20 protein-coding genes are annotated in these 15,436 nt (G+C 41.8%); 7 read left to right on the forward strand and 13 right to left on the reverse strand.

What is annotated here, in order from left to right:
- Position 1: 1 nt before the first annotated feature.
- Positions 2-133, reverse strand: coding sequence for a GNAT family N-acetyltransferase (locus ADP71_RS13145; RefSeq protein WP_257793066.1), 132 nt, complete (start codon positions 131-133; stop codon positions 2-4).
- A 171-nt stretch (positions 134-304) separates the two neighbouring features.
- Between ADP71_RS13145 and ADP71_RS11905 the strand changes: the two genes are divergently transcribed.
- From ADP71_RS11905 to ADP71_RS11935, 7 genes are all read left to right on the forward strand, one after another.
- Positions 305-730 (forward strand): DUF2147 domain-containing protein, encoded by a 426-nt coding sequence (locus ADP71_RS11905; protein ID WP_104932251.1) that lies wholly within the window; start codon positions 305-307, stop codon positions 728-730.
- 87 nt (positions 731-817) lie between these two features.
- Positions 818-1,573 (forward strand): peptidoglycan DD-metalloendopeptidase family protein, encoded by a 756-nt coding sequence (locus ADP71_RS11910; RefSeq protein ID WP_019959348.1) that lies wholly within the window; start codon positions 818-820, stop codon positions 1,571-1,573.
- A gap of 345 nt (positions 1,574-1,918) precedes the next feature.
- Positions 1,919-4,207, forward strand: a complete 2,289-nt coding sequence (locus tag ADP71_RS11915; RefSeq protein WP_237343021.1) for a TonB-dependent receptor — start codon at positions 1,919-1,921, stop codon at positions 4,205-4,207.
- A gap of 73 nt (positions 4,208-4,280) precedes the next feature.
- Positions 4,281-4,961, forward strand: coding sequence for a Fe2+-dependent dioxygenase (locus tag ADP71_RS11920; protein WP_019959346.1), 681 nt, complete (start codon positions 4,281-4,283; stop codon positions 4,959-4,961).
- Positions 4,958-6,085: an alpha-hydroxy acid oxidase gene (locus ADP71_RS11925; RefSeq protein WP_104932252.1), complete on the forward strand. Its 1,128-nt coding sequence runs from the start codon at positions 4,958-4,960 to the stop codon at positions 6,083-6,085. The genes ADP71_RS11920 and ADP71_RS11925 overlap by 4 nt, the downstream gene beginning before the upstream one ends.
- Positions 6,086-6,158: 73 nt before the next feature.
- Positions 6,159-6,647: a GAF domain-containing protein gene (locus ADP71_RS11930; RefSeq protein WP_104932253.1), complete on the forward strand. Its 489-nt coding sequence runs from the start codon at positions 6,159-6,161 to the stop codon at positions 6,645-6,647.
- Between the two features lie 362 nt (positions 6,648-7,009).
- The gene (locus tag ADP71_RS11935) at positions 7,010-8,296 is read left to right on the forward strand and encodes an integrase (protein WP_104932254.1); all 1,287 of its coding nucleotides are present in this window, start codon (positions 7,010-7,012) and stop codon (positions 8,294-8,296) included.
- On the opposite strand, the gene ADP71_RS11940 is transcribed toward ADP71_RS11935, so the two are convergent.
- From ADP71_RS11940 to ADP71_RS11995, 12 genes are all read right to left on the reverse strand, one after another.
- A complete protein-coding gene (locus tag ADP71_RS11940; RefSeq protein ID WP_104932255.1) occupies positions 8,285-8,482 on the reverse strand; it encodes a hypothetical protein in 198 nt (65 codons plus the stop codon). The genes ADP71_RS11935 and ADP71_RS11940 overlap by 12 nt on opposite strands.
- An 11-nt stretch (positions 8,483-8,493) precedes the next feature.
- A complete protein-coding gene (locus tag ADP71_RS11945) occupies positions 8,494-8,949 on the reverse strand; it encodes a hypothetical protein (RefSeq protein ID WP_104932256.1) in 456 nt (151 codons plus the stop codon).
- Between the two features lie 126 nt (positions 8,950-9,075).
- Positions 9,076-9,489: a hypothetical protein gene (locus tag ADP71_RS11950; protein ID WP_158667277.1), complete on the reverse strand. Its 414-nt coding sequence runs from the start codon at positions 9,487-9,489 to the stop codon at positions 9,076-9,078.
- A gap of 11 nt (positions 9,490-9,500) precedes the next feature.
- Complete coding sequence (locus ADP71_RS11955; RefSeq protein WP_104932257.1) at positions 9,501-10,391, reverse strand: hypothetical protein; 891 nt, start codon at positions 10,389-10,391, stop codon at positions 9,501-9,503.
- A 64-nt stretch (positions 10,392-10,455) separates the two neighbouring features.
- Positions 10,456-10,803, reverse strand: a complete 348-nt coding sequence (locus ADP71_RS11960; protein WP_104932258.1) for a hypothetical protein — start codon at positions 10,801-10,803, stop codon at positions 10,456-10,458.
- Between the two features lie 122 nt (positions 10,804-10,925).
- Positions 10,926-11,345, reverse strand: a complete 420-nt coding sequence (locus ADP71_RS11965; RefSeq protein ID WP_104932259.1) for a hypothetical protein — start codon at positions 11,343-11,345, stop codon at positions 10,926-10,928.
- Between the two features lie 6 nt (positions 11,346-11,351).
- Complete coding sequence (locus ADP71_RS11970) at positions 11,352-11,930, reverse strand: hypothetical protein (RefSeq protein WP_171461175.1); 579 nt, start codon at positions 11,928-11,930, stop codon at positions 11,352-11,354.
- Positions 11,888-12,106 carry a hypothetical protein gene (locus ADP71_RS11975; RefSeq protein ID WP_104932261.1) on the reverse strand — a complete coding sequence of 73 codons (219 nt, stop codon included), beginning with the start codon at positions 12,104-12,106 and terminating at the stop codon, positions 11,888-11,890. Before ADP71_RS11975 ends, ADP71_RS11970 begins: the two co-directional genes overlap by 43 nt.
- A 105-nt stretch (positions 12,107-12,211) precedes the next feature.
- Positions 12,212-12,394 carry a hypothetical protein gene (locus ADP71_RS11980; protein ID WP_104932262.1) on the reverse strand — a complete coding sequence of 61 codons (183 nt, stop codon included), beginning with the start codon at positions 12,392-12,394 and terminating at the stop codon, positions 12,212-12,214.
- Complete coding sequence (locus ADP71_RS11985; protein ID WP_171461176.1) at positions 12,381-12,617, reverse strand: hypothetical protein; 237 nt, start codon at positions 12,615-12,617, stop codon at positions 12,381-12,383. Before ADP71_RS11985 ends, ADP71_RS11980 begins: the two co-directional genes overlap by 14 nt.
- A 43-nt stretch (positions 12,618-12,660) precedes the next feature.
- Positions 12,661-12,846, reverse strand: a complete 186-nt coding sequence (locus ADP71_RS11990) for a hypothetical protein (RefSeq protein ID WP_104932264.1) — start codon at positions 12,844-12,846, stop codon at positions 12,661-12,663.
- 582 nt (positions 12,847-13,428) lie between these two features.
- Positions 13,429-14,979, reverse strand: a complete 1,551-nt coding sequence (locus ADP71_RS11995) for an SIR2 family protein (protein ID WP_104932426.1) — start codon at positions 14,977-14,979, stop codon at positions 13,429-13,431.
- Between the last annotated feature and the right edge of the window lie 457 nt (positions 14,980-15,436).

The following is a 15,436-nucleotide window of genomic DNA, read 5'->3' on the forward strand; positions in this document are numbered from 1 at the left end:
ACTATAGCTCATCCAATCGTTCTTCTACTGTGACTGGTTTTAAATCAGCAGTCACTTTTCGGCTGGCGATGGTGCTGTTATATATGTTAATAATTTCTTTGAGATCAGCTTCTTGAGCGATTCTGATAAGCATTTTGTATCCTTGTTACGACACTGAAGAGTGCTAAATGTGCTTAATATTTAAGATTCAGTATGGAATTTTAAAATTTCAAACACTTGTTTGAAAAAACGTGTTTCAATCAAACAGAGCCATCATATAACAAACCAATTAGGTGGTGACAATCTGAAATAGGAGTAGGAAGAAATGATGAAAAAAATTGTTTTATTGGGTATCTTGAGTTCTGCAAGTTTGCTGATGGCGCAAGATATCACAGGTAAATGGCGCACATTTGACGATAAAACCAAGCAACCTAAGTCTATTGTTCAAGTCAGTAAAGTCGGTGATGCGTATGTTGGTAGGATACTCAGTGTCGAAGCTGGTGTGAGCCCAACGTGTGAGGATTGTACCAGTAGCTTTAAAGGTAAGCCTTTGGCGGGCAGCACGATTTTGACAGGTTTGAAAGATGTCGGTCCTAATAAGTATGATAGTGGGCGTATCACCAATCCTAAGGACGGCAAAACATATAAAGCCAATGCTGAATTGACCAATAATGCCAATACTTTGCACTTGCGTGGTTATGTGGGCACGTCTATTTTAGGGCGTACGCAAATTTGGCAGCGTGTAAACTAATTGTTCAATGCAAAATTTGGTAAGACCACCGTTTAAGGTGGTCTTTTGACTTGCTTGGCATTTCTTTGCACAGGTATGATTCAACCCATGAAAAAAATTGCTTTGTGGCCTTGTGTAGGCTTATTGGTTCTGGGTTTGAGTGCTTGTCAAAGTGCAGCACCGATTCAATCGGGTCATGGTGGTTTAAGAACTGCTGTACCAGATAATGCTTCTGTGCCTGCGGGATACCATCGGGTACAAAGAGGAGAAAACTTGTACCGCATTGGTTTGCGTTATAACCAAACGGTTTCTACCTTGAGTCGTTGGAATCAATTGAGTAACCCCGGTCAAATTGAAGTGGGTCAATTATTGCGTGTGAGCAATAACGTTAGTTCAACGCCTCGTCGCAATACCACAAATACAGCGACCAATACCCGCCAAACGAATAACACCGCCAGCAAACCTGCTGTTAGTTGGAGCGCGCCTGCTACCGCAGCCAATACCACGAACGTTCGTTTAGCGCGTCCTGTAACGGGCTCGGTTTTGTCTAACTTTAATGGTGGCAGTAACAAAGGTGTGGATTTTGGTGGCAATCGTGGCGATGCCGTGAAGGCCGCGGCCGCAGGTAAAGTAGTATATGCAGGTGATGGTTTGCGTGGTTATGGTAATTTGGTGATGGTGCAACACACACCAACTTTATTGACGGTTTATGCACACAATGACCGTGTTTCAGTAAAAGAAGGCGATCAAGTCAAACAAGGTCAGCAAATTGCGACTATGGGTTCGACGGGAACAGATGGCGTGAAATTACATTTTGAAGTGCGTCAAAATGGCAAGGCTGTTAACCCTAATTCATATTGGTAGTGTGGTTTTTAACACAGTTATAAAAAAATTCAGGACGCTTGTTAGCAGCGGCCTGAATTTTTTTATGGTATTGATTGGTACTTAATTGTGCTTAAAAGAGCTTAATTGTGACAAAAATATGACAACTTTGATTTTATTTTGATTTTAAAAATCTAATAAATGGTTTTTTTGAGTTTTAAATGTGCTTTTAAATCGTTTTTTGAAGGAGTATGCTTCGGCTCCTAATAAGTAATGATTCGTATTTATATATTACTTAAATCACAAATTAATCAATACGGGTAAGCGATATGTTTTGAAAAGACGATTTTCAATGTGTCGTTGACCTTTTGTGGAAGCCTTGAGTAGATGAAAAAAAACAAACCCGCATCTAAGAAAAACGATGCCAGCCAATATGTCGCTCCTACGATGGCGGCTTTTTTATTGACCATGCCTTTTGCTACCAGTGCTTGGGCTGCAGATGTTGATGCAGATACTGAGTTAGGCGCAGTAGAGGTTTCGGTACAAAAAGCCAATCCTATGAAAGCGACTGAGTCAAATTCTAATAAATTTACTGCACCTTTGCGTGATACGCCTAAAACTGTACAAGTGATTACACGTGAAGTTTTAGACCAGCGTGGTGTGGCTAGTTTGGAAGAGGCTTTGCGTTCAACACCGGGTATTACTTTTGGTGCTGGTGAAGGTGGTAATCCGATTGGCGATCGCCCATTCATTCGTGGTATCGATTCACAACAAAGTATTTCAGTAGATGGTTTGCGTGATATTGCGGCAGGTTCGCGCGAAACATTCAATGTAGAACAAGTGGAAGTGATTAAGGGTGCGGATTCTGCATTCAATGGTCGTGGCGGTGCGGGTGGCTCGATTTCAGTAGAAACTAAACAACCTCAAACCAATGACTTTACCCACCTTGATTTGTCAGCAGGCACAGACAAATATGTGCGTGCCACAGTAGACAGCAACTGGGCAACTGACCAAGGTGTGGCATTGCGTTTGAATGCAATGGGTCAAAAAAATGACTTACCAGGTCGCAATGGTCCTGAAAACAAACATTGGGGTTTTGCACCATCGTTGGCATTTGGTTTGGATACAGATACCCGTTTGATTTTGTCTTACTACCATTATCAAACAGATGATATTCCTGAAAGTGGTGCACCATTTTACTGGCCAGCAGCCAAAGACCGTCCAACTTCAGGTACACATACTTACCATCCAACCACTGGCGGCAATCGTGATAATTGGTATGGTTTGGTAGACCGTGATTTCCGCAAGGAAAAAACCGACCAAGGTAGCATTACATTTGAACATGATTTCAATGATGATTTGAAAATTCGCAACGTATTCCGTGCTGCAAAATCCAGCCAACAATATGTGTGGACACAGCCAGATGACAGCCAAGGCAATGTGGCCAATGGTTTGGTATGGCGACGTTCTAATACCCGTGATAGCGATGTCAACACTTACCAAAATGTGACCGATTTAACGGGCAAATTTGAAACGGGTGCATTGAAACACAGCTTTAATGTGGGCTTGGAATTGTCACATGAAAAAGCTGCTGTCAGCAGCATTGCTTTAAATCCTGCTCATGGTAGTGGTAGCGTATGTAAAAATGGTGTGGGTGCGGCAAGTGGTTATATGTGTACCAGCTTGAACAACCCAAATCCAAACGATCCATGGAATGGTACTTATACTGTGGGTGATGCAACCAATTACCGCACTAAAACCACTTCTGTGTATGCGTTTGATACCATTGAATTCAACCCACAATGGTTGTTGAATGCAGGTGTGCGTTTTGACCATTATGATTCGAGCGTGCAAGCACCTGGTAAAGAGCGTTTTAGTCGTACCGACAATTTGTGGAATTACCAATTGGGCTTGGTATACAAACCGATGCCAAATGGTAGCATTTATGCCAACTTTGCCACAGCCTCAACACCAGGTAACTCATTCTTGGGTCAAGGCATGGAAGACCAAGGTATCGATCCGACTTCAGGCCGCTCACCTGTTGCCAATGCCAATGAATTGTCACCAGAAAAAACCCGCTCGTATGAAGTGGGTACCAAATGGGATTTGTTGAACGATCGCTTGTCTTTGACTGGTGCGGTGTTCCGCAATGAAATCACCAATGCTCGTATTGTTGAAAACGGCGTTGCTCGCATGGCGGGTGAGAAAGTGGTTGATGGTTTTGAATTGGGTTTCAATGGTCAAATCACCGACCAATGGAATGTGTATGGCGGTTATACTTTCATGTCTAGCGAACAGAAAAAATTGGCGAAAAATGCCAATGGTTCTGATAACGTGGCTCAAGGCAAAGACTTCTTCAATACGCCTCGTCACAGTGGTAGCTTGTGGACCAGTTATGCATTCACACCTAAATTGACAGCAGGTGTCGGTTTGTATGCACAAAGCAGCGCAGTGGGCAGTTACACACAAAATGGTGATGCGGTCTTGATCAAAGGCATTCCAGGCTACACGCGTTATGATGCGATGGTGTCTTACCAAATCAATAAAATGGCCAAAGCCCAGTTGAATGTGTATAACTTGACTGACAAAGAATATTACAGCTCAACTTATTCAACCCATTACGCTTCCATCGGTGCAGGTCGCTCTGCGGTTGCGAGCTTGAAATTAGCATTCTAAATCTTGATTAAGATGCATTGAAACAGCCCCATCTTCGGTTATGATGATGGGGCTTTTTGTCTGGAGCATACTTATGTTATTACGTATTCCCGAATTGCTGAATGCTGAAGAAGTCAGTGTTTGCCGTGAGTTATTATTGCAACAACCTTGGCAAGATGGGCACTTGACGGCAGGACACATTGCCGCCCAAGTGAAAACCAACCATCAGTTGCCACGGGATAATATGATTGCGCAACAAATCGGACAGTTGATTTTAGACAAGCTCGGGCGCAGTTCTATGTTTATGGCTGCTGCTTTGCCGCTGAAAGTCTTGCCGCCGCTGTTTAATCGCTATGAAAACGGCACCGCGTATGGCAATCACATCGACAATGCCATTTTCACCATGCCCAATGCTGATATGAAAGTGCGCAGCGATGTGTCGACGACGGTGTTTTTGAGCGAACCTGATGAGTACGAAGGTGGTGAATTGGTCATCAGTACGGCATATGGCGAAAACCGTGTCAAATTGGCAGCAGGTGATGCGATTGTGTATCCTGCCAACAGTTTGCATCGGGTGGAGCCTGTGACGCAAGGCGTGCGTTTGGGGGCATTTTTTTGGACGCAAAGCTTGGTCGCTTCCAGTGAGCAGCGACAAATTTTGTATGATTTGGATGGTTCGATACAAAAGGTTTTAGCCACAGATGCACACAGTGAAGCCGCGCGTAGCTTGAGCGGTGTTTATCATAATTTATTGCGTATGTGGTCGCAAACATGAGCCATTCTCATATTTTACAGGCCGCTTTGAATCAAATTCCCATAACGCTGCAATGTTTGCGTGATTATGAAATCACGGCTCAAGATTTTGTGCGTTCAGATATTTGGCAATACATTCAGCAAGGCAGTGATCAAAATATCAGTGTGGCAGCCAATCGCCGTGCGTTCGATGATTATGGTTTGCGCCCACGTATTTTGCGAGATGTACATCATGGTGGCGTGGCTGTGCAGATTTTGAATGAAACATGGCAAGTGCCGATAGCATTGGCACCTGTGGCTTATCATGGTTTGGTGCATCCTGAAGCAGAGTTGGCAACGGTGCGTGCAGCCGTGGCGATGCAAACACCGATGGTGGTCAGCACTTTGTCCAGTTGCCGTTTTCAAGACATACGTTTGGCAGCAGAGGCGGCGGCGCAAGAATTGAAGCGGCCTGTACCGCCCCTTTGGTTGCAATTGTACAGTCAAGCGAGTCAACAACAGACGCAGCAAGTGTTACAGGACGCTTTAGATGCACAATTTAGTGCGGTTATGTGGACGGTAGATGCACATTACAAACGCTCGTCTTTGGCTTTGCCTGAGGGCGTGAGTGCGGTCAATATTGATGCTGATGCGCAGTACAAGCACACCAGCCATTTGTTGGATGAGCAATTGGTCTTTGGTTCTTGGTTTACCGAACATGCGCCAACGTGGGACGATTTGGCGTGGTTGCGTGAACAAACGCATTTGCCTTTGTGGCTTAAAGGCGTGAGCCATCCTGAGGATGCCAAGATGGCGCTTGAGTACGGCATCGATGGTTTGGTGGTTTCCAATCATGGTGGACGGGTTTTGGATGGCATGGCAGCGTCTTTGCATGTTTTGCCTGAAATCAAAGCTGCCACTGGCGCAGCTGTGCCGATTTTATTAGATGGTGGTATCCGACATGGTACTGACATTGTCAAAGCTTTGGCTTTGGGCGCTGATGCAGTCATGATTGGTCGTCCGCAAATGCATGCTTTGGCTGTGGCTGGTATGTTGGGCGTGGCGCATATATTGCATTTGTTGCGTATGGAGTTGGAGTTGGCTCTGGCGCAAATGGGATGTGCACAGATCAAAGAGATACATTCTGAATGTTTGGTACGTTGGTAACAAAGCTTACAGGACGCTTATTAGACTTCACCTTAGAAAATGCTATGATGTTTCTTTTTATGGAATGATGAAGATGGCAGAAACATTGCATCAAATCGATGGTGACAAACCCGCTCAATACGACGGCTTGTTGCCACAAATTGTCGCTTTAATCAGTGATGAACGTGATTTTGTTGCCAATATGGCGAATATTGCAGCGGTATTGAAAACACAGTTTGACTGGTTGTGGGTGGGTTTTTATTTGGTCAAAGATGCGCAATTGGTTTTGGGTCCGTTTCAAGGTCCGATTGCTTGTACACGCATTGCCAAAAACAAAGGTGTTTGCGGCACTGCATGGGCGCAAGAACGAACCATTGTGGTTGAGGATGTGAATCAATTTGCAGGACATATTGCATGTAGCAGCTTGTCGCAATCTGAAATCGTGGTGCCGATGATGAAAGATGGTCGCTGCGTGGGTGTGTTGGATGTGGACAGTGATGTCATTGCAACGTTTGATCAAGTGGATGCGGATTATTTAGAACAAGTGGTTGCCACGTTGATGGCTGCATCGGATGTGGATTAAAGTCAGACGAGGTTGATACAAATGGGTTGAAGCTGATGGCTTCAGCCTATTTTTTTTGAGTAGGTATGAATATGCAATACATAAATCATAGGCAAAAAAATAACCGCTAATGCGGTTTATTTTCCTAAATCTGTGGTGCCCAGGGTCGGACTCGAACCGACACACCTTGCGGCGGGGGATTATGAGTCATTTTTATTTTTTAATAATGATAGATAATGACAGGTTAAAACATTTATAAATCAAGCATTGGCATTACATTGCTTATCATTACCTGTCATTATCTATCATTTTTCAATCACGCTCAGACCGTCTATAATTCTGAAAAACTACCACATCTTTTAAAACTATAGACGGTCATTAAAATGAACGAGCGTGAACGTATTTTAGCAGGTGAGCTGCAAAAATGGGTATCTGTACGCAAGATATTCCCATGTGGCACACTTGAATCAAAACGAGGTGCCAAGGGCATCGTATTTTATTTCAGGGCTTATGTTGGTGGAAAAACCAACCGATTTGCAGTGGGCAGTTTTGATGAGCAATTGCCACGCAATGCTATTGCACCATCTCGCAAAGGTTACAGTATTGAGGGCGCTGCAAGGGCAGCGGCAGCTATGGCTGACAAGCACCAAGAGTATTTGGAAAAAGGAGGTTATGCAGCCTACTTGAAAGAAGTCAGCATTGAAAAAGAAGCTATCCGAATTGCTGAGCAATTGGAAACTGAAAGATTCAAAATTAATGGTGGCACGCTCAATGGATTGATGGACGCTTATATTGATTATTTGACGGCAAATGGTCGTGCAAGTGCTCAATCCGTATGCATGGCCATACGCAAACATATCATCGATGCACATCCAGAATTGATTGCGAAATTTGCCAAAGATATTTCATCTGACGATATTGCCAATATCATCAGACCCATTCATTTGGATGGTAAAGGTCGTACAGCCAACAAAATCCGCTCTTATTTGCATGCAGCATTCCAAATTGCGCTCGAGGCCAAATACAATCCAAGTTTGCCACAGCAGTTGATTGCGTTTGAATTGACCATTAACCCAGTGTCTATTGTAGGTCAAAACAGTGATGCCAATCGTGCAGATAAAAATCCGCTTGATGGTGGTGAAATGAAGCAATATTGGCAATTGCTTAATCATGTGGCCCACCCGCGTAAACAAGCTGCATTGAAGCTGCATTTGCTTTTGGGTGCACCTCGAATCATTCAATTGGTACGCTTAAATCATAAGGATGTTCGTGAAGAATATTTGATTTTGCAGGATCTAAAAGGCAAAAGTCGGGCACCAAGACCATATTATTTGCCTATTACCGATTTAATTCGTGAGCAGCTGGATATATTACAAGGTGATTCAGATCAGTGGGTTTTATCTACAGATGAAGTCAATCATTTGGAACCAACGACATTAAGCCATTGGGCAAAATTTGCGGTAGGGGATGAAATTGAGAACTTTACTTTGAAGCGCACCAGGTCAGGAGTAGAAACCTTGCTGGCAAGCCTCAAAATCAGTGGGGAGATTCGTGGATATTTGCAAAGCCATGGCATTGGTGGCGTGCAAGATAAGCATTATAACGCTTATGATTTTCTGGATGAAAAGCGAGATGCTTTGTTGAAATTAGAGCGATTTTTAACTGCTTAGGCGTATTACTTCTGCTTCAAGTGCTGCCTTCACGGCAGCATAAGAATACCAACGTCGTCCTTCTTTATAAATAGGCTCAGGAAATTCGCCTGCTGCAATTCGTTTTTTAAGTGTGTTCACACTCTTAATATCGGCAATCTCCATCGCCGTTTTTTGTTTGATCAAAACAGGTTCAATTTTAATCATGATTTTTCCAATTATGTTTTTGATGTAACGAGTTTGTGAATGACCTTAGCAGCGATGATTGCGGCCTGAATTTCAATGTGTACGCTTTTAATGATTTTTTCTCGCCAACTTTCATCATCTAATTGTTCTTTGATTGCTCTGTCTTGAATGAGCTGATAAAACAATGCGGTGATGATGTGTAACAACTCTTGGTTATCACAATGCCAATTTGCTGAAATGGATTTTCCATCTTCGAAAACAGTGATAAATCTTGCGGGATTGGTGGTTGATAACCTGCAGTCTGCTCTTTGTTGAATAAAGTGTTCTGCGACATCCAAGGCCAACAAGATTTGCTCATCAGCATGCTCAATACGCTTGTGCACGATGCCTAAAGCTGCAGTTACCAAAGCCCACAAATCAGCGCCAACTACATCGCGCTTAAAAAAAACAGCCCCGCTAGAGGCCTTGCCAATTGTGAAAAATGCCACTGATTTACTCCAAAAAAATACCCACCAATCAAGGTGGGTTATTTCATAAACACAATCCAGTGCGTATCGCTTCGCTTTCCTGACACATGACCATAAAGCGGCTTATGCGGTGTGAGCTTCAAAACATCATAAAAATTTAGGCGGCGTGATTGGTTGCCAGCAGATAATTCGTTTTGAATGCTTATGAACTGACAAGGCTGGAATTGACTGCAATACCCCTTCTTTCTCAAATAACACATTCACTATCAATGAATCATCCAGCTGAGATGGCGGCAAATCCCCATCGGCAACATAAAACCAGCCATCGCCGCGTTGGTCGCCGATGTATTCGTAAAAGTAACAGCCTGCATCCGACACCCTGCCTTGTTCATCTATAAAGCAATTTCGCAGAGGCAGCCCATCTCTATCGAAATCTCGACTACGACCAAAACCGCATGTGTATGTGTGCGTCTGTGATTTACCACATCGCCATAATTCCCATTCACGCATTGGTTTCATTGAACCATCATGATTGAATCTGTTTACCCAAACTTTTTTCATTGGAATGTTCCTTAAGCCACTGCAGGCAGAGGGTTGTCAATAAATGATGGGAAACCGTACATTGCCGCATTTTGAATCACGACTTGTTCGCAATTTTGGCAGCATGCGTAAATGGCTTTGGCTGCTTTGGCCAATGCCAGTTTGTGCTTTCGGATGTCGCCAAAGGTGGCGTTTTCATCCAGAACCCAATCGACTTCTTTGTGGTGCATGCGATTGAGTGCCACTGCAATGCTGATGACTTCCAATTTGGTGGCGTTTTCAGTTTGACCGACTCGCTTACTCAATCGCGTTAAACCCAAGCCATCTAAAAACTCAATGAAATATGGCAAGACAGGCAAGTTCATGACTTGGCGACCGTAGTACGAAGTCAAATAACAATCGGCGTGGCTTTCAGCGACGGTCAATACCAACTCAGGCGTGATTTGCAAATCAGCACTGAACCAATCAATCAATTTGGTCAAAGCTTTGCATTTCATTTTGCGTGCATTCTTGGAATTGATTTCAGTGATTTGTTTCAGCTCATCGAATGCTTGATTGCACAACTCTGCCAAATCAGTCTCTTGGTAAAGACGTGCCAAAAAGTGGTTCATTTCAATCAAGATGTCTAATTGGAAGCGTCCCCAAACGCTGTTGCTTTGGATGACTTGTGATAAGGCAAGGTGGTATTTCAAGGCTGTGTTCAGTTGTTGCTCATCGCTCAAGCGATGGGTAACGTGCGGGCCCGTCCAAGTCATTTTTTCACGATGTATTTCAGCAAAATTGGCGTTGGTACCTGAATATGTTTTGAATGGGCGAGTACGTCCCTTTTTATCTTGTGCCGCTTTTTGTTTGGATTTACGTTCAGCCTCCAATTGCTTTTTGGCTTCTCGCTGTGCAGCAAGGCGTTCTGATAAAGTAAGCATGAAACAAGCGTCCTGTAAAAAATTAAGCCGCTTATTAGGCGGCTTATTTGGTAGGTGGCGTGGGTTATTTAACGCAGCGATTCACACTGCCGCTTCGGTTGTGATAGCAATACTGCCCACGTTGGTGATTCCAACGGTACTCACCAAGTTCACCAGGATAAGATGGTGCATCGATGTAGACATTCACACTACCATTCATTGGACGACCTGAACGTACTGCAGCATCGTATTCCAATTGATCACGTTGCTGTTGGTTGTAAGCGCGGGACAAATCACGAGCGATACGGCATTTGGCAGGTTCACCACGTTGGGCGCATTGGCGGTTGGCAAATTCAACATCTTGTTGAGACACTGCCCATGCTTGTACGGACAGAGTAGCTACAACTGCAGCAACAATCATGTGTATTTTCATCTTCATTCCTTTGGATAAAAACAGATGGATAAAAACAGATATCTTTTGATTTTGAATAGATGTTATTGAGTTTTAAAGCATTAAGCAATTTTTTTAGAGTGCTTACTGAAATTGTGTCTGCTTTAGATACTATTGGCTTTGCGGTGAGGTAAAGTAGCTGGCATGGCCGCCAATAAATCAACCAATAAATCTTGAGTTGGATTTTTTGGCAATTGATTGGTGCACAGTCTGCAAATATCAGTACGACCATCTTTACATGATGAATCTTTTGGAAAGCTGTAAAGCTTCTTGACGGTGTCGCAAACAGCGCATTTTTTGGTGGGTGTCGGCTCATGGCCGTAAAACCAACCGCCTTGACCAATACCATAGGCATTGCCATTTCGTTTAATGATGCCTTGGGTGAAGAGCTTGGATAAAACAGCGCTGACAGATTTGGTTGCCATGTTAGAGAAGAAGTGGCTTATTTCAGCACAGCTTAGAAACTCGTTTGGATGGTCATTTAAAAATGCCATGATTTGTTCAGATTGGCTTTTTTGGGTCATGATGGCTCACTCGCAGCAAAAGACACATTCATGGCTTTGGAAAGAATGAAAGCCTGATACTTCATCACGATAACTTTCCCCAAACATCATTTTGGTGCCATTGCATTGTTCACAAACAGGCTCTTGGTACGGAAACAGGCTCCAAAACGGTTGGCTGGCACGGGCCATCATGGCGAAGTCTTCAAAAGCCATGCCAAATTTGTAATCTAACAAAGCATCAATATCACCATTAAATGTTTTGGCTTGTTCTTCGGTCAAGCCACACGCCAACAAAGCGAGGGTCAAAAGTTGCAAATCTTGTATCATGTTGTTTCCTTTTTGTTTGGTCGGTTCTTGGTTTTGATAATCCAGTAGCCATTGCTGTAAATCAACCGCATCCACATCACCACGCTTGGCAGGCAAAACGCATTGGACAATTGGCATGCCATTGTTCAGCACCACCCCTGATATGGGGGCGTGGCGGTACTGAGCTGCCATCATTTCTTTGACGATGACCAAAGCGATTGTGGCCAACGGATGTCTTGGTGTGATGCTGAATGTTTTTAAGCACTGAAATTCAAGTGCAATTGGTGTTTGTGGTGCCATATTTGCTCTTTGGTGGCGTGGTTGAGTTTTGAGAATTGGTAGTACAGGACGCTTTCATTGTCTGAAAAGTACACTTTGGCAATCCAACCGCAATTGTGACTGTGTGAGGCTTCCAAAACAGTGCCCAAGCGTCCTGAAGAAGTAGTGACAAAACCATCGGGCTTGAAGCTTTTCATGAGCATCCACCTTTTTTTGATTTGGCTTTGTGTTTGAGATAAAAAACAGGCAGCGTGATGACTGCCCATGTCAGACCTAATAAACATACCCAAATAGATGGTCGCTTATTCATATTGCGCCAACTTTTCTTCAAGTTGAGCAATGGTATTTTCAAGCTTGTTTATTTCTTCAAAAGCATTGTTGAATGAAGCACCCACCAAACCTTTTTCAAAAGAAACAGTGGAAAGTTTTTCAAAATCAGGATGCTCGTCATCGTAAACCAAGGTGACAAAGTTACTCATATTCATATACCTCACCGTAATCACCTGATGCATTGCGTGCCATCATGGCATTGTGAGCGGCTTCTGCGTAGGCAGTGTGCTCAGCGTCTTGCTTTGCCAACACATCTTGGAATGCTTTTTGAGCAGCAATTTCTTGCAAGTGGTTGTCGTGACGGTCTGAAGTATTGGCAACAGTAAACATTGCCATGATGGCAACTGCTACCAATACACTTCGAATGGCGTATTTCATGTTGGTTTTCCCATTAAAAAAGCCACCTTGGCGGTGGTGTTGGTCAATCGGCAATGTCTTCTTTGTAGTAGATGCCTGTTGAATATTTGATGCGGTTAGCGTGAAAAGCTTTGTCTTTGGCAGTGGTTTTGCGTTCGCTATCCAAGCCTTTGAAAAGCTTTGTTTGGTGAATTTCCCAACTTTGGCGTAATCGAGCCTCATGTGGATGAATCAAATCACGCTTGGCCATTGCGTTCACCTTCTTCGATGAGTTTTGCCAACACAATGAAATCTGAACGTGTGGCACCAGCTTGTTGCATATAATGCAGAAACTTCAAATCCATCTTGCTCTCCTTGGTTGCGTTGAAAAACAGCAAAACAAAAGCCACTGCATTTGCAATGGCCAGAGTTTTGTTGCCTTTATTGGTCTTTAAAGCCCATTTCTTCGGCTTGGATGTAACCACGAGCATACTGTTCAAATGGCACACCGAAAGCTTTTGATTCTTCGTAAATGGTTTGGATTTGTACATCAATGTTCATCTGTAAAGCCTTTCAAGTCATTAAAATAAAGTGTTGGTTGTCAGTGTCGCGTCGATAAGGAGTCAACTCGACCACACTGCGTCATGGTTTTTTGGCTGAGTTCAAAGCCCATCATTGTCACTCATGACTGACACAATGATGCCATCTTGCACTTGCACATTTATGGAAAGTGGCTAGCCCATATGCCAGCTTCAAACTGACGAGGGGTGAAGCGGCAAAACCAACCACCTTCCACAAACATGCAAAAAAATACCGCCCACTTGGGGGCGGTTGATAGTTAAGATTACTATATTTAAATTGATGCTATACTTAGATTTAGAGAATTGGTATCTGTATTATTATTAGATTCATTACCATATACTTTATAATCGTATGCACATAAGATACGTTTATAATTTGAATCATTCCTATCATCAGAATAGTTAATTAGGTAATTTTTTACTTCTTCTAAATCAAGTATGTCATGCCAAACTCCCCTAAAAATATAATCTAATTTATAAGTTCGTGCTATTTCATTAGAATTTAATATTTCAGAAATATGCTTATATTGTTTTATACTATTATTTCTTTCAGGAGTCTTATCACTACAAACACAGAGTTTTTGATATACAGATATTTTAAAACTTTGTGCCTTATCTAAATTAGGACAAATTTTAGAAAAGCCAAATATAGGGATAAATTGGTCTTTATTTGTACTTTGATTATCTATTAATTTAATTAGTTGGTGATTTCCTTCTTCCATAACGGAAAAGTAAGATGAAATTAATTCAGATATTGTTTTGAATTCATATCGAATTGTTTTATTTGAACCAATAGCTAAAACTTTGTCTTTATTACTTAAATCATCTATATTTTCTGTAATTAAAACTTTTATAGAGCCGCCACTAACGATATCTTTAAAGACATTCTGTACTTTTCGAATATCTAGAGCAGATACAGGAAGATTCAACTTTGCAATTGCCTCATAAATTCTAATGTAGTTATCAGTTTTAATTTTATTAATACTAATTATTTTAGAATCGAGATTTAAATCATATTCAAAAACCATATCTGAATCAGAGTTTTCAGCCCATTCTATTAATAAAAAATTTTTCCTTATTTTTTCAGCCTGTTCGGAATTAGGTTGAACGTATGTAAAAATTGTTTTTAATAATAATTTAATATTTTCATCTGAAATGCTATATCCAATAAAAATAATGGGATTATGAATAAATAATGATAGTAATTGAGCTTTAATTAATTCGTATCTTTGATGAAATTGACTGTAATCATTCGTGGTTAAAATGATATTCTCTGGTGATTTTACACAGCCATGTATTTTATAAACTGAGCCGTAAGGATTACTTAATAAAATATGGTTTCCAACCAAAGCATCAAATTGGAAAACTTCCTCTACCAGCGTATCGTAATTAGTTGTAATAATAGAACTAATATTTTTTCTCGCTTGTTTTAGTACAGCTATTTCTTGCTTTATTAAATCAGATTGCCTGTACTGTAACTCACCAAGTCTATGAGCAATATAAAGTTTTAATCGGCTTGTTGGATTTTTAATTTTTAAATTCTGATAAAATAAATCATTTACTATATCAGCTACATCATATTGAATATCTTCGGCATTATTATCAAAATGTTCTTCAATAATCTGTCCAATTATTTCAAAATTAGATGGATATTTATACATTAAATCTAAATATTTTTTCTTATCTCCATATGCTACTTCTGCAAGATGTTCAAGTAATCCACTCCAAGTGAAAGAATTAGATAAATAGCGCTGACTAAAGCCTGAACCAATAAATAATATTGGATGTATTTTATAGTTACCAATAAATTCACTAATATTCATGGCTCGTCCTTCCATTTTAGATAAAGTCTTATTATCGAGAATATCCATAGTTAAATCCACCATGACAATTAAATATAAAAAATAAAAATTAGTAATTAGTGTCGGCCTCTCACCAACCTGCCCATTTTGTCAATATGGGTAAACGCATTTTTGAATTCGGTGCTCGTCTTTCCGAGCTGTCATGTTTGTGTTCGTCCAAACAAGGCGCCTTGGCTTTGTGGCAATACATCGCTTCAGGTCATCAAATGGTAATTTATGCGTTAAGGGGTTCCACGCCCAAGTCTTGTGCGGCTAAGTAAGATGATGAACACCCGCACGCTCCTCGCTCCCTGCTCAATGACCGCTTGCCGTCATGTCTTGCTCTGCGTGCTCATCAAATAAAAATCTAAAAAGTTCTATGTACTTCTACTTGCTTAATTTCTAGCCAGCTTCGCCGAGTGTGGGTCGTCCACACCAA

It is taken from the genome of Vitreoscilla sp. C1 (assembly GCF_002951955.2).
Taxonomy (GTDB): Bacteria; Pseudomonadota; Gammaproteobacteria; order Burkholderiales; family Neisseriaceae; genus Vitreoscilla; species Vitreoscilla stercoraria.